The organism is Acinetobacter sp. NIPH 817 (genome assembly GCF_000368405.1).
Classification (GTDB): Bacteria; Pseudomonadota; Gammaproteobacteria; order Pseudomonadales; family Moraxellaceae; genus Acinetobacter.
Map to the genome: position 1 here is coordinate 659361 of NZ_KB849420.1, position 24291 is coordinate 683651.

At 39.0% G+C, this 24291-nt stretch carries 22 protein-coding genes; 8 read left to right on the forward strand and 14 right to left on the reverse strand.

Annotated elements, in window-relative coordinates; all coding sequences use genetic code 11:
- Positions 1-14: 14 nt before the first annotated feature.
- Positions 15-875 (forward strand): DMT family transporter, encoded by an 861-nt coding sequence (locus F968_RS06825; RefSeq protein ID WP_004791575.1) that lies wholly within the window; start codon positions 15-17, stop codon positions 873-875.
- Positions 876-910: 35 nt separating this feature from the next.
- Here F968_RS06825 and nfsB read toward each other — a convergent pair whose 3' ends face one another.
- A complete protein-coding gene (nfsB, locus tag F968_RS06830; protein WP_004791577.1) occupies positions 911-1564 on the reverse strand; it encodes an oxygen-insensitive NAD(P)H nitroreductase in 654 nt (217 codons plus the stop codon).
- Between the two features lie 139 nt (positions 1565-1703).
- Here nfsB and F968_RS06835 point away from each other — a divergent pair, with 139 nt between their 5' ends.
- The gene (locus F968_RS06835; RefSeq protein WP_004791579.1) at positions 1704-1934 is read left to right on the forward strand and encodes a hypothetical protein; all 231 of its coding nucleotides are present in this window, start codon (positions 1704-1706) and stop codon (positions 1932-1934) included.
- Between the two features lie 7 nt (positions 1935-1941).
- Here the strand turns inward: F968_RS06835 and F968_RS06840 are convergent, their stop codons facing one another.
- On the reverse strand, positions 1942-2661 hold the full coding sequence (locus tag F968_RS06840; protein WP_004791581.1) for a UDP-2,3-diacylglucosamine diphosphatase: 720 nt from the start codon (positions 2659-2661) through the stop codon (positions 1942-1944).
- A gap of 15 nt (positions 2662-2676) precedes the next feature.
- On the reverse strand, positions 2677-3186 hold the full coding sequence (locus F968_RS06845) for a peptidylprolyl isomerase (RefSeq protein WP_004791583.1): 510 nt from the start codon (positions 3184-3186) through the stop codon (positions 2677-2679).
- 168 nt (positions 3187-3354) lie between these two features.
- On the opposite strand from F968_RS06845, the gene F968_RS06850 reads away from it, so the two are divergent.
- A complete protein-coding gene (locus tag F968_RS06850; RefSeq protein ID WP_004791584.1) occupies positions 3355-5085 on the forward strand; it encodes a glutamine--tRNA ligase/YqeY domain fusion protein in 1731 nt (576 codons plus the stop codon).
- Between the two features lie 114 nt (positions 5086-5199).
- Here the strand turns inward: F968_RS06850 and F968_RS20595 are convergent, their stop codons facing one another.
- The 6 genes from F968_RS20595 to F968_RS06875 form a co-directional block, all read right to left on the reverse strand.
- Positions 5200-5313, reverse strand: a complete 114-nt coding sequence (locus F968_RS20595; protein WP_081325758.1) for a hypothetical protein — start codon at positions 5311-5313, stop codon at positions 5200-5202.
- Between the two features lie 159 nt (positions 5314-5472).
- Positions 5473-6195, reverse strand: coding sequence for a glutamine amidotransferase (locus F968_RS06855; protein WP_004791586.1), 723 nt, complete (start codon positions 6193-6195; stop codon positions 5473-5475).
- Between the two features lie 166 nt (positions 6196-6361).
- Positions 6362-7177, reverse strand: coding sequence for an ethanolamine ammonia-lyase subunit EutC (gene eutC, locus F968_RS06860; protein ID WP_004791587.1), 816 nt, complete (start codon positions 7175-7177; stop codon positions 6362-6364).
- A gap of 10 nt (positions 7178-7187) precedes the next feature.
- Entirely contained in the window at positions 7188-8573 is a 1386-nt protein-coding gene (locus F968_RS06865; RefSeq protein WP_004791591.1) for an ethanolamine ammonia-lyase subunit EutB, read from the reverse strand.
- Positions 8574-8587: 14 nt separating this feature from the next.
- Complete coding sequence (eat, locus tag F968_RS06870; protein ID WP_004791592.1) at positions 8588-10024, reverse strand: ethanolamine permease; 1437 nt, start codon at positions 10022-10024, stop codon at positions 8588-8590.
- A gap of 220 nt (positions 10025-10244) precedes the next feature.
- Positions 10245-11756, reverse strand: a complete 1512-nt coding sequence (locus F968_RS06875; protein WP_004791594.1) for an acetaldehyde dehydrogenase ExaC — start codon at positions 11754-11756, stop codon at positions 10245-10247.
- A gap of 142 nt (positions 11757-11898) precedes the next feature.
- Here F968_RS06875 and F968_RS06880 point away from each other — a divergent pair, with 142 nt between their 5' ends.
- Positions 11899-13089, forward strand: coding sequence for a helix-turn-helix domain-containing protein (locus F968_RS06880; RefSeq protein ID WP_004791596.1), 1191 nt, complete (start codon positions 11899-11901; stop codon positions 13087-13089).
- Here the strand turns inward: F968_RS06880 and F968_RS06885 are convergent.
- The gene (locus F968_RS06885) at positions 13086-14054 is read right to left on the reverse strand and encodes an alpha/beta hydrolase (protein WP_004791598.1); all 969 of its coding nucleotides are present in this window, start codon (positions 14052-14054) and stop codon (positions 13086-13088) included. The two genes, F968_RS06880 and F968_RS06885, sit on opposite strands and share 4 nt — an antisense overlap.
- Positions 14055-14249: 195 nt before the next feature.
- The gene (mdh, locus tag F968_RS06890) at positions 14250-15422 is read right to left on the reverse strand and encodes an iron-dependent methanol dehydrogenase (RefSeq protein ID WP_004791599.1); all 1173 of its coding nucleotides are present in this window, start codon (positions 15420-15422) and stop codon (positions 14250-14252) included.
- Positions 15423-15652: 230 nt separating this feature from the next.
- Between mdh and F968_RS06895 the strand changes: the two genes are divergently transcribed.
- The 3 genes from F968_RS06895 to F968_RS06905 all read left to right on the forward strand — a co-directional run bounded on the left by F968_RS06895 (position 15653) and on the right by F968_RS06905 (position 18701).
- A complete protein-coding gene (locus F968_RS06895; protein ID WP_004791601.1) occupies positions 15653-17365 on the forward strand; it encodes an AAA family ATPase in 1713 nt (570 codons plus the stop codon).
- 43 nt (positions 17366-17408) lie between these two features.
- Positions 17409-17768, forward strand: coding sequence for a 5-carboxymethyl-2-hydroxymuconate Delta-isomerase (locus F968_RS06900; RefSeq protein ID WP_004791603.1), 360 nt, complete (start codon positions 17409-17411; stop codon positions 17766-17768).
- Positions 17769-17849: 81 nt separating this feature from the next.
- The gene (locus tag F968_RS06905) at positions 17850-18701 is read left to right on the forward strand and encodes an AraC family transcriptional regulator (protein WP_034596164.1); all 852 of its coding nucleotides are present in this window, start codon (positions 17850-17852) and stop codon (positions 18699-18701) included.
- A gap of 29 nt (positions 18702-18730) precedes the next feature.
- On the opposite strand, the gene thiM is transcribed toward F968_RS06905, so the two are convergent.
- The 3 genes from thiM to F968_RS06920 form a co-directional block, all read right to left on the reverse strand.
- Positions 18731-19558, reverse strand: a complete 828-nt coding sequence (gene thiM, locus F968_RS06910; RefSeq protein ID WP_004791607.1) for a hydroxyethylthiazole kinase — start codon at positions 19556-19558, stop codon at positions 18731-18733.
- 34 nt (positions 19559-19592) lie between these two features.
- Positions 19593-20750 carry a hypothetical protein gene (locus F968_RS06915; RefSeq protein WP_004791609.1) on the reverse strand — a complete coding sequence of 386 codons (1158 nt, stop codon included), beginning with the start codon at positions 20748-20750 and terminating at the stop codon, positions 19593-19595.
- A gap of 151 nt (positions 20751-20901) precedes the next feature.
- Complete coding sequence (locus F968_RS06920) at positions 20902-21159, reverse strand: hypothetical protein (protein WP_004791611.1); 258 nt, start codon at positions 21157-21159, stop codon at positions 20902-20904.
- A 319-nt stretch (positions 21160-21478) separates the two neighbouring features.
- Between F968_RS06920 and pepN the strand changes: the two genes are divergently transcribed.
- The gene (gene pepN / locus F968_RS06925) at positions 21479-24085 is read left to right on the forward strand and encodes an aminopeptidase N (RefSeq protein ID WP_004791612.1); all 2607 of its coding nucleotides are present in this window, start codon (positions 21479-21481) and stop codon (positions 24083-24085) included.
- Positions 24086-24291: the final 206 nt, after the last annotated feature.

A 24291-nucleotide genomic window follows, 5' to 3' on the forward strand; every position in this document is an offset into this window, starting at 1 on the left:
TAGAGTTTTAATCGATGCTATTAATATTAGCTGCTGCTTTAAGCAGTGTTTTGGTGTCCATCCTATTAAAAAACTTAAAGAAAAAAGGTTACCAGCCGCTACAAATGATTGCATGGAATTATGCGAGTGCGAGTCTTCTTTGCTTTTGGTGGTTTCAGCCGGATATTCAACATATTTCAATAGAAAAGACGCCTTGGTGGTTAATTGTTGCATTAGGAATGATTTTGCCCAGTATTTTTCTATGTTTAGCTAAATCATTAGAATATGCAGGAATTGTTAAAACTGAGGTTGCACAACGTCTTTCCGTGGTACTTTCTTTACTCGCAGCTTATTTCATTTTTAATGAGCAATTTAATGCATTAAAGCTGTGGGGAACAGGTCTAGGAGTTTTTGCAGTCTTACTCGTCTTATTTGGACAAATGAATACTTCTTCGAATCACCAATCTCGAAAAGCAATTGTTGCTCTATTAAGTGTTTGGTGTGGATATGCCGCGGTAGACATTCTCTTAAAATATACGAGTAGTTTAGGTCTTCAATTTACACTCACGTTGAATCTTATTTTTATTACATCTTTTATATTATCAATTTCATATTTATTGGTGCAGAAAACCCAAAAATGGCAGCTTAAAAGTGCTATAGCTGGATTAGTATTAGGTGTGCTTAATTTTTCAAATATTGCTTTATATGTGAAGGCTCATATTCTTTTAAAGGATTCACCTGCAATTGTTTTTGCAAGTATGAATATTCTCGTTGTGTTATTAGGAATTGCAAGTGGCGTTATTTTATATAAAGAAAAATTAAAATGGTCTACCACTTTGGGTATTTTATTGGGGATCAGTGGCGTACTTTGTTTAGCTCGGGCAATGAGTTTATAGTTCAAGAGAGTTGAATCTCTTGAACCATTTTCATTTTATAAATAGGTAAAAATAACTTCATCTGGTAGGCGTGATTTAGGTAATTTGGCATTGAAATCGTTTTCACTGCGATAACCTAGAGAAACAATGACTGAACTACGCAGGCCTTTTTCAGTTAACCCAAGCTCAGTATTTAAAATATCTTCATCAAAGCCGCCCATTGGCGTAGCATCAATTCCTTCTAAACCAGCAGCAAAAAGTAGTTGCCCTAAAGCAATGAATGTTTGATTTTCCATCCACCCAAATAAATTTTTCTGCTCATTTCGATAGAATTCAACATAGCCATGGCGAGTATCTTTTTGGCCGAGCTTTGCTTTTTCATCTTTAAAACGACCGCTCAAATCATCTTGTTCAAGCAATTGATTTAAGTATTCAGCTGAAATATCTGTTCTTGTGCAAAAGATAAGTGTGTGTGATGACTCGAGTACTTTTGGAGCATTGTAGGCATATTTACCTGTTAAGGCTTTTGCAATTCGTTCTTTAGCTGCCTGATTATCGGCAATTACGAAATGCCAAGGCTGAATATTTACTGAAGAAGGAGTAAAACGTAAAATTTCTAATAATTTATTAAATTTTTCTTGAGGAATTTTCTTTTCAGAATCATACGCTTTTGTTGTATAGCGACTTTTAACAGAATTCAATAGGTCCATAGGTGTGCTCCATATCAATCTTATGGCAATTGAGAGAATTTAATCTTTGCCATCATACGCTATTTTATTCAAAAACATTTCCTATGTAATTCGATAAAGAAATATAATGTTTATATGAAGTTTTAGTAATTTATTGAAAATGATTGATTTAATGCCAACAAATGCAAAGAGTAAGCTGCGAGAAATTAGAATTGTTAAAGCCTTTATCATTCTTATATTTGTATTGAGTCTTCTTATTTTATACATTGATTATCACGATCATGCACAAATAAGCTGGAGATTTATATTTATTGCCAGCATGTGTGTGATTTACGATTCTGATTTAAATAAAAAAATTAAAGAATTGAAAGTTGAAATAAAAAATGACTAATTACTAGTTAATAATTCCAGACAATCAATTCGAGATGTTGCGTATTTGAGGATGGATCAATTTCCAAAATATAAGCCTGATCTTCACGCCAATCGCCAAGAACAATTCGTTGTTTCGCTTTTACCTGGTGAATTGAAGGGCGGTGAGTATGCCCATGAATCAGTATATCTACATCTTCTAAAGCAGAAATAACAGCTTGTTCATTTACATCCATAATTTCATAGCTTTTTTGCTGTTTATCAGCGGAGCTTCTTTTGCGAAAGCCATTCACTAGTTTAGTGCGAAAACTGAGAGGAGTCCGGCGTAAAAGAGCAACTAAGAGCGGATTTCGAATAATCTTTTTAAATCTTTGATAAGAAATATCATCTGTACATAATGCATCGCCGTGTTCTAGACGATATTGATGTCCTGCGATATTGAGGGAATAAACGTCAGGGAGTAAGACGCCATTAAATTTATTGAGGAAAACCTGATTAAGCGCAAAATCACGATTACCGACTTGAAAGTAAACCTGATTCCCTTTTTGATTAAAGTCTTTTAAGGCCTCAACAATTTCATCAAGCCATGGTGCTGAATAGTCATCTCCAATCCAGGCATTAAACCAGTCGCCTAAGATGTAGAGTTGAGTATTTTTATGCTGGTAATGCACCAATAAGTCTAAAAACCCTCGAACGAGTCGAGGGTGTTCAGGTGACAAATGTAAATCTGAGATAAACAGATAAGTCACAGCTTTATCCTAAAATTATTCAGAAATAATTTTAGCAGATTCGATTACTACATTTTCTAAAGGAACGTCAGCGTGATAACCGCGGTTGCCAGTGCGAACACCTTTGATCGCTTCAACAACATCTAAACCTTCAACAACTTTACCAAATACAGCATAACCCCAACCTTGAGCAGTTTTAGAAGTATGGTTCAAGAAAGAGTTATTTTTTACATTGATGAAGAATTGAGCAGACGCTGAGTGAGGAGCTTGAGTACGCGCCATTGCAATCGTACCTTCGTCATTGCTTAAACCGTTATCAGCTTCGTTTTCAATTGAATCGCGTGTCGCTTTTTCTTTGAAGTTTTCATCCATACCGCCACCTTGGATCATGAAACCATCAATGACGCGGTGGAAAATAACGCCGTCATAAAAACCGTCACGTACATATTCTAAAAAGTTTGCTACTGTTTTAGGTGCTTTTTCAGCATTCAGTTCAAGAACAATACGACCTTTATTGGTGTTTAATTCGACTTGAGGAAAACTCATTACATTAATCTCCTAAACATGGGCTTATGACCATGGGTTTTTGGTTGAGAGAAGCATAAGCAAACTGTAAACTACAAGGCAAGTAAAAAACGTTAAAATCTTTGTGAAAAATGAAGATAGCGTTTAAATTTTTCGAAATTTTATCTACAAAGAAGTGATTGATACACTATGAAGCCTAATGATGTTGTCTCGAGCCTGCCAAATAACCCGACACCGAATACTCATGCCTCTGTCGATTCTGCGCAGCAAGAACAACAGGCTGGCTTAGATTTCGTTCGCCAAGTCATTACAGAAGACTTGGCTGCTGGGCGTGCAAAGCAGATCGTAACGCGTTTTCCACCAGAACCAAATGGCTATTTACATATTGGTCATGTAAAAGCAATTTGCCTAAACTTTGGTGTGGCTGAAGAATTTGATGGGTTATGTAATTTACGTTTTGACGATACAAACCCTGATGCTGAAGAACAAGAGTATGTTGACGGTATTGCTAATGATGTGAAATGGCTTGGTTTTAACTGGAATGGTGAACCACGCTATGCATCGGGTTATTTTGATCAATTATATGCATGGGCTGTCCAACTCATTGAGCAAGGCGATGCTTATGTTGATTTACAATCTCCAGAAGAAATTAAGTTAAACCGCGGTAGTTTTGTTGAGCCGGGTAAAAATTCACCATACCGTGATGCATCTGTTGAAGAGAACCTTGCGCGTTTTGAAAAAATGCGTAGTGGCGAATTTAAAGAGGGTGAAGCGGTTTTACGTGCCAAAATTGATATGGCAAGTCCAAACGTACACATGCGTGATCCAATTTTATATCGTGTATTGCATTCAGAACATCACCAAACAGGTGATAAATGGAAAATCTATCCAATGTATGACTATGCTCATCCATTGTCTGATGCGATCGAGGGGATTACTCATTCACTTTGTACATTAGAGTTCCAAGATCACCGTCCGTTTTATGACTGGATTGTAGAAAAGGTAAAATCTCCAGCGGTTCCACATCAGTATGAATCTTCACGCTTAAATGTGGACTACACCATTACATCAAAACGTAAATTACGTAAATTGGTGGAAGGTGGTCATGTGAATGGTTGGGATGACCCGCGTATGCCGACTGTAGTGGGTATGCGTCGTCGCGGTTTCACACCAGAAGGCTTACGTGAGTTTTGTAAGCGTGTAGGTGTATCTAAAACTGACGGTATTGTAGATGTTGCAATGCTTGAGTTCTGTATTCGTCAATCTTTGGAAAATACAGCTGCGCGTGGAATGGCTGTTTTAAGTCCACTTAAAGTGACTTTAACTAATTTACCAGCAGAAGATATGGATCTTACACATGCTCGCCATCCAAACGTAGATATGGGTGACCGTGTGATTCCTTTAACTAAGGAAATCTATATTGACCGTAAAGACTTTGAAGAAGTACCACCAAAAGGCTTCAAGCGTTTAGTTCCTGATGGTGAAGTGCGTTTACGCCATGCTTATGTCATTAAATGTGATGAAGTTATTAAGGATGCTAATGGTGAAGTGATTGAGCTTAAATGTTCAATTGACCCAGAAACATTAGGTAAAAACCCTGAAGGCCGTAAAGTGAAAGGCGTAATTCACTGGGTATCTGCGACAAAAGGTATTCCTGCTGAAGTACGTATTTATGATCGTTTGTTCACAGAAGCAGATCCTGAAACAGGTGATGATTTCTTGGCGAACTTAAATCCGGATTCATTACAAGTGTTAGAAGCTGTAATTGAACCTGCTTTGGCACAAGCGAATCCAGAAGATCGTTTCCAGTTTGAACGCGAAGGTTATTTTGTTGCTGATCAACACGATCATTCACCTGAAAAACCAGTGTTTAACCGTATTCTCGATTTAAAAGATAGCTTTAAGCCTGAGAAAAAATAAGACGCGTAAAATGTTTTTGAGCAAATAGCAGATATAAAAAAGCCCAACTCAGTTGGGCTTTTTTATATCTATTTTCTTACATATATTATGCTTTATGGTGCTTTGGCAAATAAGCTAAGCCGGATTAACCACGTAGAAATAAAGAACAATGATTATAAGAAGAATAGATGCTAGCAATAAATAAGTGTTCACTGTATTAAAGCTTTTAATAAATTTCAGGATTTCCATAGTAAATCAGCGTTTATTTTATGTTACAAAGTTAATAAATTAATAATACACGGAAATTAATTATAAAGGTTCCCAAAGACGGATTAATAATCCATCTCTGGGTGAAAAATGAGCATTTGGCTTTCTAAGTATAATTTAACTAATATATTGAATTAAAGATTAACCACTATATCCAATTCGTTTAAGAAATTTTTGAATAACATCAAAAGCAGCATGTTCGAGATTTTGAGCATATTGCTGATTTTCTTCGCGAAGTTTTGGAATTGAAATATTGGCATGGCGAAGTTCACATGTATGACCAATGAGCCATTTTTCAAAATGTTCTTCAGTCGTTTCAATGTGGAACTGCAAGGCAAGAATATTATTACCGACTTCAAATGCCTGATTGGTGTAAACATCGGAACTTGCTAATAGCACCGCATTTTCAGGAAGATCAAAAGTGTCGCCATGCCAATGTAGAACATGAACATTGTTAAGCAAACCAGATAAAACCTGATTAGCGCGTAAGCTTAAGCTCAGTGGTCCCCAGCCAATTTCTTTTTGATGTCCTGCATATACTTTTGCGCCAAGTGCATGAGCAATAAGCTGTGCGCCTAGGCAAATACCAAGTGTAGGCTTGTCAGCTGCTAAACGTTGTTTGAGTAAAGCGATTTCATCTTTTAAGAATGGATAATCGTCAGTTTCATAAACTCCGATTGGACCGCCTAAAATAATAGTTAAACCTTCATGTGAAAAAGCAGGGGTTAAATCATCAACACCTGCCTCAAAATAACGGACGCGAAATCCGAGTTGATAAAAGACATCTTCTAATGAACCTAAGTCTTCGAAAGCAAGATGCTGAATGGCATAAATAGTTTTTGGGAAGGCGTTTGTTGTGCTCATACAAATGATTCATAGAAGATCAATAGGTGGAGTATAGCGATAAATATAAAGAAGAAAATATCTGTATAAATCGTCAATACCTGAAAATTGATATTTTTCGTTAAAATGATGTTGTTATGCAAAGGATTATCTATTTATCAATAAATCCCTAAACATATTCTACTGTTTAAAATAATAGCTTTTGAGTTCCCTCAAGACCTATATCTGAAAGTTGATGTTCATCTTTTAAATTAACTCCTGAAAAGCCGAGCTGTTTTGATTTTTTCATTAATGTCATTAAACGTTGTACCGCAACTGGAATACTTAAGCCTGCAGAGCGGACATTAGAAATACAATTACGTTTAGCATCAAGACAGCCTGAATATGCATTCCATGTGTAGTAGATTCCCATACTGTCAGGAGAGCTTAAGCCCGGGCGCTCACCGATGAGCATCACTAGCATGGGTGCCTTAAAGATCTCAGCAACCTCATCACCTAAAGCAACCCGACTGCCTGTTGCCAGTGCAATGGATGCAAGAGTCCAGTTTTCTTGCTGAACTTGCTCAGTTAGCGCGGTAATGAATGGAATAGCATTCGCTTCAATCGCTCTTGCAGAGAGTCCATCACCGACCACAATACAAACATCGTATTGTTGAATGTCTTCTGCATACTTCTTAATTAAGGCATCTTTTGATTGATCTGAAAGCTGACGTCCTAAATCAGGACGTTTAAGATAAATTTCCTTATTGAGTGCGTTGCTTTGGACATGAAGAGTTTGCAGCTGTCTTTGCGCTAATTGCTCAGATAAATAGGAAACATCCAAGTCTTGATAAACCGCATCTTTTGCTTGTGCATGCGACAATTGGAATTCAAGTAAGGCTCGTGTTGGGATGCTACAACCTGCACGTCCTAGAGCAATGCGGGCATCAGTAAACTGTTTAAGTTTTTCCCACTGATCTTGATGAGTAGAGGGAGGGTATTGAATATTACGGTTCAGTTTCATGGTGTTCTCCCTAGTTCATGAGCAGACGAGAGAATTGGTCAGGCATGTGGTCTGCCCAACAGATTTGAGAGTTTTGCTGTTTAAAAATACCTTGCTGTTCAAGCCAAGCTGAAAACTCAGGAGCGGGTTTTAAACCGAGGAGTTGTCTTAAATAAAGAGCATCATGGAACGAGGTCGTTTGATAGTTGAGCATGACATCGTCTGAACCCGGAATTCCCATAATAAAATTAATGCCCGCAGCACCAAATAGGGTAAGGAGAACATCCATATCATTCTGGTCAGCATCGGCATGGTTGGTATAGCAAATGTCGCAGCCCATTGGTACTCCGAGTAATTTGCCGCAGAAGTGGTCTTCTAGCCCCGCACGTATAATTTGTTTACCGTTAAAAAGATATTCGGGGCCAATAAAACCAACGACTGTATTCACTAAAAGCGGATTGTATTTACGGGCCACTGCATAAGCACGCGTTTCTAATGTTTGCTGGTCAACGCCGTGATGAGCATTGCTGGATAAGGCACTGCCTTGACCCGTCTCAAAGTACATAACATTTTGTCCAATCGTTCCGCGTTTAAGTGCGAGCGTGGCTTCATATCCTTCTTGTAGTAAATCGAGTGAAATTCCAAATCCTTCGTTTGCCAGTTGGGTGCCAGCGATTGATTGAAACATTAAATCAATTGGCACGTTTTTTTCAGCCAGTTGAATACCTGAGCTGATATGGGTAAGTACACAAGATTGTGTCGGAATCTGATATTCCTGAATGACATGATCAAGCAATTTCAGTAGCTCTGACAAATTATGCAGGTTATCTGTGGCAGGGTTAATGCCAATCACGGCATCACCATTGCCATACATCAAACCATCTAAAATACTGGCAGAAATACCAAGCACATCATCGGTAGGGTGGTTCGGTTGTAAGCGAGTGGAAAGATGCCCCTTTAAACCAATCGTGTTGCGAAACTGGGTAATTACCTCACATTTGCTGGCGACATAAATCAAATCTTGATTACGCATAATTTTGCTGACAGCAGCTACCATTTCTGGAGTTAAACCTGATGCTAATGCTTTTAAGCTTTGGCAAGTGGCATGTTCTCCAAGTAACCAATTTCGAAAATCACCTACCGTAAAGTGTGAAATAGGGGCAAAGGCTGCCAGATCATGGTCATCAATAATCAGTCGTGTAATCTCATCAGTTTCGTAATCGACCACAACTTCATTTAAAAAGGTTTTAAGCGGTACATCGGCCAAAGTCATTTGTGCCGCAACATGTTCGGTTGCATCTCTGGCTGCTACACCTGCTAATTCATCGCCAGAACGTAACGGCGTTGCTTTTGCCATTAAGGTCTTCAGGTCAGCAAAGTGATACTGTTGATTGGCGATAATATTGCGATAACTCATAGCTGAATCCTTTTTTATAGTTCTTGTTCTGCCGCTTTAATATTTGCAAACTCTTCTTCTGGCGTACCTTTAACTAAATGATAACGGCTATAGAGTAAAAAGTAAGCAATAAATGCGACATAAATAGCGGCAGCAATAAACCAAACTTTTGGATTAACAACAAAGCCTGCAACTACAGCAGCGACTGCTAGGATTAAGGCAATACTTGAAGTAACGATTCCTCCGGGAGTTTTATAAGGACGAGGCATGTCGGGTTTAGATAGGCGTAGTTTGATGTGGGATAAGAGAATCAACACATAAGAAATGGTTGCACCAAAAACCGCGATTAAAATCAGTGAATCGCCTTCTTTGGTCAGTGAAAGTAAGAACCCAATAATGCCCGGAATAATAATCGCAAGATAAGGGGCTTTATTTTTATTGGTTAAAGAGAGTGAAGTAGGTAAGTAACCAGCACGAGAGAGTGCAAAAATTTGACGGGAATAAGCATAGATAATTGAAAAGAAACTTGCGATTAAACCTGCTAAACCAACAAAGTTAACAAAAGTCGCAAGCCAAGTATTGGTACCATAAACTTTAACCAGAGCATCGACGAGGGGAGCACCTGAGTTTTGCAAAGTACTTGCACCTGCTGCGCCTGCACCCAAGAATAAAATGAGCATGGCAAACGCCGTTAAGATGAGCATTGCACCGATTAGACCGCGTGGGAGAGATTTTGCTGGATCTTTCGCTTCTTCGGCGGCTAATGGCACACCTTCAACTGCAAGAAAAAACCAGATTGCAAAGGGAACTGCGGCCCAGATGCCTAAATAGCCATGAGGTAGAAAACGACTTGCACCAGCTGCTGTGCCAACAGGAATATCTAACAGGTTTTGTGTATTAAAATGTGGAATCATTGCGACAATAAACACAACTAGAGCAACAGCTGCGACAAGTGTAATTGCGAACATAATTTTTAAGGCTTCGCCGGCACCTTTCAGATGTATGCCCATAAAAATGGCGTAGCAGGCGAGATAAATCATCCAGCCATTAATGCCAAATAGAGATTCGCAATAACCGCCAATAAATACGGCAATCGCCGCAGGGGCAATTGCGTATTCAATTAAAATGGCTGTTCCTGTTAAATAGCCCCCCAAAGGGCCAAAAGCAGCACGTGCAAAACTATAACCGCCACCTGCTGTCGGCATCATGGTGGACATTTCTGACATAGAAAGACATAGACATAGGTACATCAAGGCGGCGAGTGCAGTGGCAATAAACATGCCACCCCAACCACCTTGGGCTATGCCGAAGTTCCAGCCAGCAAAATCACCCGATATCACATAAGCAACGCCTAAACCAATCAGGAGTAACCAACCAACCGTACCTTGTTTGAGTTGACGCTGAGCAAAATATTCTGCTGATGAGAATTCTGTGCTTGAAGAAATGACGGAAGCTGTTTCTGGTTGATTCATACAATACTCCTGCGAGTGGGTTTGTATTTATCAATGCAAAAGCAGTGCCTAAATGAAGAACTTCAGTGAGTAGATGGAGCTTTTTTATTCCAAATGATAAAAATGCAAGCTTATTGGCACCATACAAAGAAGCCAGCAATCTAAATTACTGGCTTCTTATATAATTAGTCATCTTACTTCTTTCTAGTGTTGATAGTTTGGTATCAACTTGGTGCGAAACTTAGAAGAAGCCCATTGGTTTAGTTGAATAACTCACCAACAAGTTTTTAGTTTGTTGATAATGATCTAGCATCATCTTATGGTTTTCGCGGCCAATACCAGACTTCTTGTAACCACCAAATGCAGCATGTGCAGGGTAAATGTTATAGCAGTTGGTCCAAACACGGCCAGCTTCAATAGCACGACCAGCACGGTAAGAAATGTGAGCTGAACGTGACCATACACCTGCACCTAAACCATACATGGTGTCATTGGCAATTTTAATTGCATCGTCAAAGTCTTTGAACGTTGTCACAGCAAGTACAGGTCCAAAAATTTCTTCTTGGAAAACTTGCATGCCATTGTGACCTTTAAAAATAGTTGGATCAACATAGTAACCATCGCCTACTTCTTTACGGCCACTACCACCAAGTAAGAGTTCTGCACCTTCTTCACGACCAGTGTTAATACAACGTAAGATTTTCTCTTGTTGTTGTAGAGATGCTTGAGCACCAATCATTGTTTCAGTATCAAGTGGGTGACCCGTTTTGATACGTTTTACGCGCTCGACAGCCATTTCCAAGAACTGATCAGCAATACTTTCTTGTACTAAAGCACGAGAAGGGCAAGTACATACTTCACCTTGGTTTAAGGCAAACATGGCAAAACCTTCAAGCGTTTTCTCTAGGAAGTCATCTTCTTTATCCATGATATCTTCAAAGAAAAGGTTTGGTGATTTACCGCCAAGTTCTAATGTGACTGGAATAATATTTTCGGTCGCATATTGCATCACCATTTGTCCAGTTTGAGTTGAACCTGTGAACGCGATTTTGGCAATACGTGGGTTTGTCGCTAAAGGTCGGCCGACTTCTGAACCGAAACCATTAACAATATTAAGTACACCTGGTGGTAAAATATCTTGGATGAGTTCAGCCACCAACAAAATGCCCACTGGAGTTTGCTCAGCTGGCTTAATCACAACACAGTTACCAGCTGCTAAAGCAGGTGCAAGTTTCCATGCTGCCATCAAAATCGGGAAGTTCCATGGAATGATTTGACCAACTACGCCGAGTGGTTCATGGAAATGATACGCAATGGTATCTTCATCAATTTCAGAGATGCCGCCTTCTTGAGCACGAATACATCCAGCGAAATAACGGAAATGGTCAATCGCAAGTGGAAGGTCAGCTGCTAAAGTTTCACGGACTGCTTTACCGTTATCCCAAGTTTCTGCAACAGCAAGCATTTCAAGATTTGCTTCTAAACGATCAGCAATTTTTAAAAGGATATTTGAGCGTACTGTTGGTGATGCTTTATTCCATGTTGCTTTCGCTTTGTGCGCTGCATCTAGAGCGAGTTCGATATCTTCGGCACTAGAGCGTGGAATACGTGTAAAAGCTTTTCCGTCAACAGGAGATACATTGTCAAAATATGCACCTTTTACAGGTGCTACCCATTCACCGCCAATAAAATTTTCGTATTGTGATTTAAATTGAACTTTTGAGCCTGGTTGATTTGGATCGATATAGCGCATATAAATATTCCTTTGCTTTTTAGGACTAAAGACTAACAAGAACCCTGTCAGTAGGTACTTTCGTACTTTGTATAATTAGGATATAAAGAAGAAGGTTGGAGAAAGGTTGGAATAGAAATGTGGATATATAAGGAATTTACAAATGTTCACAAAAAAGGATTTATTGCAGCAACGGACGTTGATTGATCAACTGCGCACGCAAAATAGTCTCTCTCCTCAGAATGCTGCCAAACTCGGCCAAAGTATTGCAAGCTCATGGGAACGATCAGCTTCTGCTGCGATTCCTAAAGAGCGTTTTGCGGCTCCTTTAGTCGAAAAAAAATCTGCTTCACAAAATGCTTTAGATATGGCTTTAAGCCAATGTGCCAACGATTTACGTCATATTGCAGAGCAATCTTCAATGGTGATTGCTGTCGGTGACATTGGCAGTACGATCATTTGGACGGCACCAAGTGCTCAAATGCAAAGTGCTGCTGAACGTGTACATTTTGTGCAGGGTGGACAGTGGCGTGAAGAATTTGTAGGCACAAATGCCTTGGCTTTATCTTTAAAAACTCAACAATCAAGCTGTGTTTTTTCAAATGAACACTATATGGAATCGATTCATGAGTGGGTGTGTTATGCCGCACCGATTATTGATCCATACTCAAAACAAACCCTAGGTGTCGTTGATTTATCAACCACTTGGAAGAACCATAATAGTTTAGGAATATTGGCTGCTGAACGTTGTGCATCCATTATTCAGTCTGCTTTGCTAGAGCAGCAACGCCAACAATTACATATTCGTGCATTTTCGACGCCACAAGTTAAATTTAATGGCAAAAGTTTGTTATTAACACCGCGTCAAATTGAAATTTTAACCATATTGGCGTTATGTCCTCATGGCTTAACTTTAGAGCATCTTTATCAGGCGCTCTATGGCGAACGTAAAGTCAGTATGGGTACGCTTAAAGCTGAAATGTCTCAACTACGAGATATTTTGGGTGGTTTACTTGGTTCACGTCCCTATCGTTTGCTGGTGCATGTTGAAGCTGATTTTTTACAAGCTGAACAAGCACTCGATGCAGGATATGCAGCCTCGGCTTTGCAGCTTTACACAGGTGTATTTCTGGCAAAAACTGAAAGTCCGTTTTTGTGCGCATGGCGTGACTGCCTTGAATCACGTTTAAGTGATGCGATTTTTAAAACGCAAGAAACGGATTTATTACTCAAGCATTTAGCTCATTTCCCTGAAGCAATCGATGCGGTAGAACGTCTTATGGAGTTAGTTCCGAGCGAACATCCTGCGCATCAATTGCTGATGAAATACCTTGACTCACCTAAGCTCAGTTAAGTGATTTTTTGATCCAGCCATTGAAACAATTGTTGATAGACTTGTTCTCGTACTGGCTGGGCCGAAAGGACTAAATCATGCAATCCATTATGAATAGAGACAACAGAGACATCGCCTTTGATTTTTTTACCAAATTTTTCAATGTCTTTAACGTCTAAAATTACATCGCTTTGAGTCGCATCTGCTCCCCATTTTTTAGGGTTTTTAGTTTGGTGGGAATGCATGATGAGTGCGGGAACATTGAGTTTAAACCCGCGATGTATTTCTTTTTGTGCTGTATGAATCGCATGTAAAAAACTGAGTTGAACTGTCGGGGCAGAGGTAGGTTTCCAGTCCAGATTAAAGTCCCATTCGCCCTTGAGCTGTTTGTGAAGGCTCGCGGTATACCATTTGTTTAATTGACTTGGAAATTTAACTTTTGGCAGATATTTTCCTACTCGACTAAGTACTGGAATGCCAAATTTCTTTTCGACTAGACTTAAATTGAAGTCATAAAACGGACTATTTGCCCAAAGTCCTTTAATCAGAGGGTGGTTTGGGTTATGGGCAGCATAAAGCGTCGCCGTTAAACCACCAGTTGAATGACCTGCAAGCAAGACTTGGGTGTGCTGTTCTTTGCCAATAATCTCTAATGCTTGTGTAATTTCCGCATCGTATTCATTTAAATCAAGCACATTATAAAAAATTTGATGAGGCAGCTTTGAGCGACCATATTTTCTTAAGTCGAGTGCGTAGAAGTCATAACCATGTGCATTGAATTGCTCAGCCATTTCGGTTTGAAAGAAATAATCTAAAAAACCATGAATATACAGCACGGCTTTTTGAGTCGATTGAGCGGCCTTTTTACGCACTAAGGTAGCTACAACTTTTCCTTCGTAATCATTAGGAAAGTTGAGTGTTACCTGTTCGTAGCCAGTACCTAAAATATCTGGAACATAAGTTTGATTAGCTGAAGATGTATTCATTTTTATCGAGCTATTGTAATTAAGACATGCAGAGTATCCTTCAATGAAATGGGCGAATTGTCAATCAGGTTTAGAGAAGGTTGAAGTATCGTTCTTAAAAAAAGGGAATACCGCTGGAGCTAAGTATTCCCTAAAAAAGTAAGTCACCGGTCGGAGGGATTTGACTTACTAGAGGGACAAACTATTACATCAGGATTAAAGTGCTGCTTTAAAAATCTCCACAACTTGAGCATGGTTTGCTTTACGAGGGTTGGTCAACATACATGCATCTTTTTGAGCATTATCTGCCATCACTGCAAGGTCTTCGGTTTTCACACCAAGCTCTGTTAAACCAGATGGAATACCAATTGATGAAGACAGTTTACGAATGGCATCAATTGCAGCATATGCAGCTTCCATCACTGTTAACCCGTGAGTTCTTACACCCATTAACTCGGCGATTTTTGCGTAACGATCTGGGCAAGCAATTAAGTTAAATTCGCAGACATGCGGTAATAATATTGCGTTACACACGCCATGAGGTAGGTTGTAGAAACCGCCCAACTGGTGAGCCATTGCGTGAACATAACCTAAAGATGCGTTGTTAAATGCCATACCAGCCAAGTACTGTGCATAGCTCATTGCATCACGCGCTTCGATGTTTTCACCATTTGCGACAGCAGGTTGGAGCCACTGGCTAATCATCGTAATCGCTTTTTCTGCACACGCATCAGTAATTGGGTTTGCCGCTGTAGAAACATAAGCTTCAACTGCATGGGTTAATGCATCCATACCCGTTGCCGCTGTTAAACCAGCCGGTTTTGCAATCATGAGTTTCGGGTCATCAATGGCAATAAGTGGTGTACAACGCCAGTCAACAATTGCCATTTTTACGTGAGTGTCTGTATTGGTAATAATACAGAAACGAGTCATTTCAGATGCAGTACCAGCCGTTGTGTTCACTGCAATGAGTGGTGTCATTGGCACTTTGCTTTTATCAATACCTTCATAGTCACGAATATGGCCACCACCAGCAGTGACTAATCCAATCCCTTTTGCACAGTCATGAGATGAACCGCCACCTAGAGAGACAATAAAGTCACAGCCATTTTCGTTATAGGCATTTACACCGTTATGAACATTAATATCGGTTGGGTTAGGTTCTGCACCTGGGAAAATATGGCTCGCAACGCCTGCTTCAGTTAAATAGTTTGCGATAAGATCTGCGACACCAAATTTAAACAAGCCTTCATCGGTCACAATTAATGCTTTTTTTGCGCCGAGGTTTTGTGCCTTTGTACCAATTTCTTTAGCACATCCTGGTCCAAAGAGTGATACGCATGGAATATAAAAACCGTTTGTTTGATCTGCAATATTTTTAAAAGCCATGGAGTGATTCCTTCTTCCATAAATCCATTGTTTGTTATTACAGGTGAGCCTCACCATGGCCTTAGTATTGTGATGTGAAGATTATTTTCCTACCTACCAAAAACCTACCAAATATTATTTTATTATTAGTTATTGATTTATAATGATTTTACAGAAATTCTGGCGCATTCATTTAATTTTTTCGGGAAAGTCGTTAAGCTATGGGCTGTTGAAGATGTACTTATGAGATTATGAAACAGGAAACTGCGCTTAAACTGCTTAAAGCAGGTGAAAATGTCTTTTTAACCGGTTCGGCTGGTGCAGGGAAAACCTATACACTTAATCAGTACATCCAATACCTAAAAGCACGTAAAGTGCCTGTGGCAATTACGGCATCTACAGGTATTGCTGCAACACATATGAACGGCATGACCATTCATACATGGGCGGGCATTGGCATTAAAGATCAGTTAACTGACGATGACCTAAAACGTATGAAAGAGCGTAAATATCTCAAGGAACACCTTGAAAATGCTCAAGTTCTCGTCATTGATGAAATTTCGATGCTGCATGCTAAGCAGCTTAATCTGGTCAATCAGGTTTTAAAGTATTTTAAAGAAAGTGATGAAGCTTTTGGCGGTATTCAAGTCATTGTGGCTGGAGATTTCTTTCAGTTGCCACCCGTTGGACGTAATAGTGAAGCCAACCGTGACAAGTTCTGTTTTATGTCTGATGCATGGGTCGAAGCCAAATTTCGCGTATGTTATTTAACGGAACAACACCGGCAAGATGATGAAATTCTTAATCAGATTTTAAATGCCATTCGTGCGCAGAATATTCAATCAGATCATTTACAAGCACTGCGTCAATCACGCTCGCATGATATTGGTGAGACCTTTACTCGTCTTTATACGCACAATATGGATGTCGACAATATCAATTATCAGCACTTAAATGAAATTGATAACGAAGGGCATCAATTCAATGCCGTTTTAGACGGTAATGAAAAACTGGTAGAAACTTTAAAATCTTCGGTACGCGCCCCAGAAGAACTCACCCTAAAGAAACATGCAAAAGTCATGTTCGTAAAAAACAACTTTGATATGGGATATATCAACGGGAGTTTAGGTGAAGTTATTGGCTTTGAAGAAGATGACGAAAATGGCTTATTACCAAAGGTAAAACTAACCGATGGCACCACTTTGCTGGTTGCTCCTGAAACATGGTCAGTTGAAAACGAAGCGGGTAAAGTGATTGCAAGTTTTCAGCAAATTCCACTTCGTTTAGCGTGGGCAATTACCATTCATAAAAGCCAAGGCATGACTTTAGAAGCTGCTGAAATTAACCTCACGAATACCTTCGAAAAAGGTCAGGGTTATGTAGCATTGTCGCGTTTAAAATCTTTAACTGGTCTGAAGTTATTAGGGATTAACGAGCAAGCTTTAGAGTTAGATAGTTTAGCTGTAAAAGCTGATCGTCGTTTCCAAGAGCTTTCTAAAGAAGCTGAAGACAACTTTGCAGATGTAGATTTAACTGCTCAGCATAAAGCCTTTATTCGTCACTGTGGCGGCACTTTAAATGAAACTGAGATTTCTCGTAATGAGAAGAAACTCGCAAAAGGTGGAAAGCAAAATTACGCTACCGCAACGCTAGACGAGACCCGTGCGTTGTTTGAAGAAGGCTATGAAATTGAAGACATCGCGCATGAGCGTGGTCTGACACCAGCAACCATCATTAATCATTTGGCTCGACTTCATAAAGAACAAAAGCTGGATATTTCGGTTGCCCATCCGGGTGAAGAAGTGGTCGAAGAAATTCGTAAAATTTATAAGAAGCTGAAAAAACGTCAAAATCCAGATCATTTTTCTGATGACGGTTCGATCAAACTAAGACCAATCGTTGAAGCAACTAGTCCACGAATGGGATATGATCAGGTTCGATTAGCTTTATTATTTATTGAGTAAAGTTTAATTGGCTTAATTACTTATTACATAAATTGAGGTGGCTATGCCGCACGTTGTAGTTGATTATTCAGATAATTTAACTGGATTAAACGCAAAACAATTACTTGAAGAAATTAATACCACACTGATTGAGACAGAGCTATTTAGTCCAGAAGACATTAAAAGCCGTGCGCGTAAAGACGAGGTTTTCCTGATTGGCTTAGGAGCTGATCAAGCTTATATTCATGTAAAAGTTTATATTTTGTCTGGAAGAACTGCTGAACAAAAACAGCTCATTGGCGATCAGCTATTAACGGCACTCAGCAATAAAAATTATTTACAACAAGAGTTTAATAAAGAAATTCAATTGTGCGTTGAGCTTGTCGATATGCCAAGAGAAGATTATTTTAAACAAGTTGTATAACACTTAAAAGCGCAATTTCGATCAAGAATAGAGATCAGCACTATGTAAAAGTAGTGCTATCGAATGAACAGACATAAATGTATGGCTGTATATATACAAAAGCTGCAACTGGTTTGCGATTATATTCAAAGACATTTAGACGAAGATTTGGATGTTGACCGATTGAGCCAGATTGCGGCTTTATCTAAGTTTCATTTTCATCGTATTTTTGCCATTCATATTGGTTTAAATGTGATGAAGTTTATTCAACTTTCTCGTTTAAAGCGGGCCTCTTTTCAATTGGCTTTTGAACCTGATCTCAAGATTATTCAGATTGCATTGCATGCAGGGTTTGACAGTCCAGAGGCATTTACTCGTGCATTTAAGCGTTCATTTGATCAAACTCCTCGGGCTTTTAGAGATAAACCAGACTGGGAATCTTGGCACCAGAAGTTTGTTTTTACACTTCCAAAGAGTGAGCTAAAAATGAATGTAAATATTGTTGAGCGTCCTGCTGAAAAGATTGCCTATCTGTCTCATTTAGGCAGTCCAGATAAAGTCTTTGAAACCGCTGCACGTTTTATTGCTTGGCGCAAAGAAACAGGTTTGTCGCCTGTGAACAAGTCTAGAACTTATGGTATTCCGTTTGCTGACCCTGAGCAGACTCCATCTGACGAATTTAGATTTGATATTGCTGGTTCAATTGAAAAGGCTGTACCCGAAAATAGTTACGGCGTACAAACAGGTGAAATTCCTGCAGGTCGTTATGCGACTGTAAGACATTTGGGTAGTCACGACCAGATTAAAGATAGTGTTTATTACATCTTTAGAAACTGGTTACCTGAGCAACCCGAAGAAGCAGGGGAATATCCAGTTTTCTTTCACTATCATAACTTTGTGCATGATGTGAAAGAGTGTGATCTTATTACAGATATCTACTTACTTTTAAAGTAAGAGTAGTGGGACACAGGCATAACTTGCGGTTATGCCTTTAAACCTAATAGTTTTATATTTGCATATTGCTCAATCAGGTTATCATCTAACATATGAATATAGTCCATAAAAATGGTACTAAAACTTCCCATGGTTTGTGCCTGATTGGCAGCAAGTTTACCCGCAATTGCAAAATGTACATGGGCTGAAAGCGCTGCAATGGTTGGAGTCGTTACCGCACTATATGCAGCGATTAATGCACCTAAAGCACAACCAGTTGCTGTAATTTTAGGTTGTAAGGGACTTCCACCGTTAACTTGGATAACAACATCTAGTTCTTTAGATAAAATGTAATCTGATTCACCTGAAATTGCGATACAGTCGGTATGTACTAATAGCGCGTAAGCTTGTCGATAGGCATCATCACTGCTTAGGGTACTATCAACACCTTTAGATTGAACTTGATTACCTGCAAGTGTACTGATTTCTGAAGCATTACCACGAATAACACTCGGCTTGAACTGTAAAAGTTCATCTGTCATTTGACTGCGCCAAGCTAAAACTGGCCCATAGCCCACAGGATCAAGCACCCAGGGAATATTACTCATTTGCGCCGTTTTTGCAGAAATTTGCATAGCTTGCATTTGCTCTGAGGTGGGAGTACCTAAATTAATGCTTAAAGCTGATGAAATTTTAGTAAAACTTTCTGCTTCATAAGGATTATCAATCATCGCAGGTGAAGCACCAGAAGCGAGTAATACATTGGCTGTATAGTTAGCTGCAACGCTATTGGTAATACATTGCACAAGAGGCGTTTTTGCCTGCATGTTCTGCCAAGCTTCAATGACCTGTTCAATCAAACTAGATGTCGATGTCATATTATTATCCCTAGTAAGCTAAAGTGATATAGATTTAGTGGGTAAAATAGTGGTCTTGATGCTTACATTTTTGGCAAATCAAAGACACATAATCTGCGGCATCATAGTCAACGCTTAAATCATTTGAGCCACAATACATACAACGTTTCACAGAATAAAAATTTAAACGTGGTTCAATTTTTCGCCATGCTTTCCATACAGGCTGCACAAATATCTGTTCGTCATAACCTAAGAAACGGTTCAATAGAATGTAGCTCATTTTACTATAAGGAATATTGTGGGGACGAGGTAGCATGGAAGTTTCCCACTTCTCAGTTAATGCTCTCTCGCGATATTGTTCTAAAGTTTTCTTTAATAGGTTGGTGTTAATAAATTTATCATTACGGGGCTGTAAGGCTTTTTGCTTATAAAGATATTCGAGCGCAGTCTGTACTAGATAATAAATTTGTCCAATTGCGAGTGAATCCATTAAACGATAACAAAAGCTTTGAAAATTTGTATTGCCCGCAATTTGGATCCCCCAAGTTCGACAATAGAACTGCATAAACTGGATAATTTCTTGATAGAGCACTTGAAAAAGTACGTCTTTCACTTCGTCTGCACTGCGAAAGGGAACGCCGAAACTTAAATTTTCATAAAACCAATTACGTAGTTGTTGAGCCACACTAAATAAACTTGGATCGCTATAACCATCTAAACGAATATTTAAGTGAAAACACTGTGGATCATCAGTTTGATCATTTGCATTCAAAATTCCATCTTTATGCAACTGTTTAATTAAATAGCTCTGAAACATCCAGTTAGGGGTAATGGGATGGTATTTAACTTTGTCCCAATGAATATATTCATCATGAGTAATCTCTTCACGCGCATATTCATCTAAAAGGCTCAGCAAGAAAAGTTTATGTAAGAAGCTAAGCTGTTCCAGACTGCGTTGTGGCTGCTCTTTTGACTTAAATTGGCGTTGTTCTTGTAGGCGTGTTTGTTGTAAAAGCTTTTTACGTTGTTTTGTACACTGATCACAGTGGCAAGTCATTCTTTCATCTTTAAATATGCGATGCTGACAATGACTGCATTCATGAAATTGAACGTCTTGTTCAAATTGCTCGGCATCTACCCAGTACATTGAAGCTTGGCAGAGAGGACAATGGCTACTTTCATCCAGTTGTTTCTGTAGAATTTGTAAGGCCATTTTGCTCCGAACATAAAATGAAAAATGATGGGGCTATTATACACAGCCGCACTGTAGATGGCTGAGATTGCTAATTTCGTTTGTTGTTAAAATAAAAAGACCTAAAAACTATATTGAGATTTTAGGTCTTTATCGCGTGTTAAATGGTTCATTAAACAGGGCACGGAAGGTTCTCATCGGTCTGTCCAAGTTTTTTAGCATTGATAAGTGCCTGTACTTTTTTACTTGGTAATTTTACTTTGCCGAGTGCATCATAAGTATTCACGATGGCACTAACCTCCTGAGTCGTAATAGAAACACCTTCCGCAGTTAAGAACACTGCAATCACATGGTGATCAAGTCCTGCTGCTGATAGATCATGAATTGCTTTAATATTTTCTAAACGATGAAAATGTGCTTTTAATTCCATATTGACACCTCTTGCTCTTATTGAAATACCCATATTGGTCTATTTAAATAGGCAAGAACCATGCCCAAAATGTAAGCTGACTCTAAAAAATGTTAAAAGCTAAAGGTATTTTATTTTTATTGTATAGATTGCTTATATAAACAACGATTATCGTAAATTTGGTCTAATCTGTGCTAATAAAACCAGATTCTAATTTGAAATGTATCAATAAAGTCCCATTAATTTTATAAAGGTAAGCAAATACAGTATGTATGACTTGGCGTATGATATTTCATGGCGACTCATACTGCCGTTTTAGACGAGTATATAAGGAATAAAGATGAATATTGCGGCGCAGCCTCCAGTTCAGGCAGATCAAACAGTTTATTTAAAAGATTATCAAAAACCTGCGTTTTTAGTTGAATCAATTAATCTTGATATTCAAGTATATGACGATAAAACGATTGTTGATTCAACATTGGTGATGAAGCGCCAAACTGAGGGCGATCTGGTTTTACTTGGTCGTGATCTTGAGTTGCAATCTGTTCAGTTAAATGGACAAATTCTTACTTCTGCACAATATTCACTCGATAGTGAGCAATTGGTGATCACTAACGCACCAGCTGAAGTCATTTTACAAACACAAGTCATTATTCATCCTGAAACCAATACTCAATTAGAAGGTTTATATAAAGCCGATGAGTTGTTTGTAACCCAAAACGAACCAGAAGGTTTCCGCAAAATTACGTTCTATCCAGACCGTCCAGACGTACTTTCAGTCTTTACTACACGTGTAGAAGCAGACAAAAAATATCCAGTGTTACTTGCCAATGGTAATTTGCTAGAAACAGGTGAAGTTGGCGAAAACCGTCACTTTGCGATCTGGCAAGACCCGACTAAAAAACCAAGCTATTTATTTGCTTGTGTCATTGGTGATTTAGCTGTTCTTAAAGATCGTTATACGACGTCTGAAGGGCGTGATGTTGCTTTAGAAATCTATGCGATTGAGAAAGACATTCCAAAATGCCATATCGCAATGGAAGCATTAAAGCATTCTATGCGTTGGGATGAAGAACACTATGGCCGTGCCTATGACCTCGACAATTATATGATTGTTGCGGTAAGCCAATTCAACATGGGTGCAATGGAAAATAAAGGTTTAAATATCTTTAATACGTCATGTGTACTTGCTGATGAAGAATACACAACTGACGCAGCAATTATGCGTGTTCAGTCTGTGATTGCCCATGAATATTTCCATAACTGGACAGGGAACCGTATTACTTGCCGTGACTGGTTCCAACTTTGCTTAAAAGAAGGTTTAACGGTATTCCGTGATCAATCTTTCTCAGAAGATTTACAATCTGCTGCGGTTCAACGTATTGATGATGTCGCTGTGCTTAAATCTCATCAGTTCCCCGAAGATGCAGGTCCATTGTCGCATCCGCCACGTCCAGACCACTTTGTAGAAATTAATAACTTCTATACAGCGACAGTCTATGAAAAAGGTGCGGAAATTAACCGCATGATGTCGACTTTGTTGGGTAAAGAAAAATACCGTCAAGGAACCGACGAATATTTCCGCCGTCATGATGGCCAAGCCGTGACTGTAGAAGACTGGGTTGCTGCTTTAACAGCGGGTTCTGGCGTAGATTTATCTGCATTCTTAACTTGGTATAACCAACCAGGTACACCAAAGCTTGAAGCAAAAGGTGAATATGATGCAGCAGCACAAACTTACCGTTTAAGCTTTAAACAAAGCCTGAAAGCACATCCTAAATACCCAAATTTAAAAGCTGTTCCAATTCCTGTGGCTTTAGCTTTATTTAATGCGAAAACAGGTGAGCAATACACCTTGCACAGTGACAGCCTATTCGTAAACGATGTTAAAGATGGCGTTTACTTGTTCGACCAAGATGAAGCAACCATTGAATTTACTGGCGTGACTGAGCAACCAGTGGTGTCGCTACTTCGTAATTTCTCAGCTCCTGTAAATCTTGTGTTTGATTATACCGATGAAGAATTAGCATTCTTAATTCAGCACGAAACGAATGGTTTTAACCAGTGGCAAGCCACCCAAACCTTGCTTGAACGTATCTTGCTAGAAGACCATTCAGCAGATGCTTACATTCAAGCTATTCAAAGTACTTTGCCAGAGTTGGTTGGTCGAGATCCACTTTTAGCATCGCGTTTGTTTGATGTACCAAGTGAAGGTTATTTGGGTAGTCGTATCGATCACAACTATGCACCAGCCGATATTCATGTCAAACGTGAAGCCTTGCTGAATCGTTTGGCACAAGAGTTGGGTTCATTCTGGAAAGATACTTACCTTACACTTGATCCAGACCTGCAAAAAGAATTTTCTTTGGCAATGGGGGTGCGTGCATTAAAGAACATTATGCTGATGATGATGGCTCGTCAGGGCGATCAAACTGTATTTGAACTTGCACACGTGCAATATCAAAACACAGGTAATATGTCTGAACGCTTAGGGGCATTACGTGTGTTGGTTTGGCAAAATGCACCTCAAGCTCAAGATGCACTTGCTGATTTCTATGACCGTTTTAAAGATGAAGCTTTATCTTTAGATCAATGGTTCATGATTCAGGCAGCAAACCCAAATGCGACAGCAGAAACAATCGAGTACCTGACTCAACATCCTGACTATGATTTAACAACTCCAAACCGTATTCGCGCGGTAAGTGGAGGGTTGTCAAATAACCCTGAAAACACTTGGGGCTTTGGTGTAGCTCACTTTATTAACCTTGCACAATACCTTGATGAAAAGAACCCAATTTTAGGTTCACGTCTGTTACAGGTATTGTCACGTTGGTACACACTTGCGGAACCACAACGTACTCACGTGCAGCAGGCTTTACAAGCATTGCAGCCTAAAGTGAAATCAAAAAACGTTTCTGAAACTTTAAATAGTATGTTAAGCGTTTAATTATTTAAATTTACTAAATAAAGGCTTCTTAAGAGGCCTTTGTTTTTTATATATTTAATAGCTATTTAACGCTTAAAATAAACAAAACTATCGTTATTGTAGTTCATGTGTAGCTTTAAATTTTATCATTTTATTGTTGTATAAATTATAATATTTAATAATTTTTTGAAGATGTACCTTTAAGAAATAATATAAAATGAAAATTA

Excerpts from the sequence above, each read along its gene's own strand:
- eutC (WP_004791587.1), bottom strand. The coding sequence starts at position 7,177 with ATGAAACTGAACCGTAATATTCAATACCCTCCCTCTACTCATCAAGAT.
- nfsB (WP_004791577.1), bottom strand. The coding sequence starts at position 1,564 with ATGGACCTATTGAATTCTGTTAAAAGTCGCTATACAACAAAAGCGTAT.
- eat (WP_004791592.1), bottom strand. The coding sequence starts at position 10,024 with ATGAATCAACCAGAAACAGCTTCCGTCATTTCTTCAAGCACAGAATTC.
- F968_RS06835 (WP_004791579.1), top strand. The coding sequence starts at position 1,704 with ATGATTGATTTAATGCCAACAAATGCAAAGAGTAAGCTGCGAGAAATT.
- F968_RS06875 (WP_004791594.1), bottom strand. The coding sequence starts at position 11,756 with ATGCGCTATATCGATCCAAATCAACCAGGCTCAAAAGTTCAATTTAAA.
- F968_RS06855 (WP_004791586.1), bottom strand. The coding sequence starts at position 6,195 with ATGAGCACAACAAACGCCTTCCCAAAAACTATTTATGCCATTCAGCAT.
- F968_RS06885 (WP_004791598.1), bottom strand. The coding sequence starts at position 14,054 with ATGAATACATCTTCAGCTAATCAAACTTATGTTCCAGATATTTTAGGT.
- thiM (WP_004791607.1), bottom strand. The coding sequence starts at position 19,558 with ATGACATCGACATCTAGTTTGATTGAACAGGTCATTGAAGCTTGGCAG.
- F968_RS06895 (WP_004791601.1), top strand. The coding sequence starts at position 15,653 with ATGAAACAGGAAACTGCGCTTAAACTGCTTAAAGCAGGTGAAAATGTC.
- F968_RS06845 (WP_004791583.1), bottom strand. The coding sequence starts at position 3,186 with ATGAGTTTTCCTCAAGTCGAATTAAACACCAATAAAGGTCGTATTGTT.
- F968_RS06920 (WP_004791611.1), bottom strand. The coding sequence starts at position 21,159 with ATGGAATTAAAAGCACATTTTCATCGTTTAGAAAATATTAAAGCAATT.
- F968_RS06880 (WP_004791596.1), top strand. The coding sequence starts at position 11,899 with ATGTTCACAAAAAAGGATTTATTGCAGCAACGGACGTTGATTGATCAA.
- pepN (WP_004791612.1), top strand. The coding sequence starts at position 21,479 with ATGAATATTGCGGCGCAGCCTCCAGTTCAGGCAGATCAAACAGTTTAT.
- F968_RS06850 (WP_004791584.1), top strand. The coding sequence starts at position 3,355 with ATGAAGCCTAATGATGTTGTCTCGAGCCTGCCAAATAACCCGACACCG.
- F968_RS06900 (WP_004791603.1), top strand. The coding sequence starts at position 17,409 with ATGCCGCACGTTGTAGTTGATTATTCAGATAATTTAACTGGATTAAAC.
- mdh (WP_004791599.1), bottom strand. The coding sequence starts at position 15,422 with ATGGCTTTTAAAAATATTGCAGATCAAACAAACGGTTTTTATATTCCA.
- F968_RS20595 (WP_081325758.1), bottom strand. The coding sequence starts at position 5,313 with ATGGAAATCCTGAAATTTATTAAAAGCTTTAATACAGTGAACACTTAT.
- F968_RS06865 (WP_004791591.1), bottom strand. The coding sequence starts at position 8,573 with ATGAGTTATCGCAATATTATCGCCAATCAACAGTATCACTTTGCTGAC.
- F968_RS06905 (WP_034596164.1), top strand. The coding sequence starts at position 17,850 with ATGGCTGTATATATACAAAAGCTGCAACTGGTTTGCGATTATATTCAA.
- F968_RS06915 (WP_004791609.1), bottom strand. The coding sequence starts at position 20,750 with ATGGCCTTACAAATTCTACAGAAACAACTGGATGAAAGTAGCCATTGT.
- F968_RS06825 (WP_004791575.1), top strand. The coding sequence starts at position 15 with ATGCTATTAATATTAGCTGCTGCTTTAAGCAGTGTTTTGGTGTCCATC.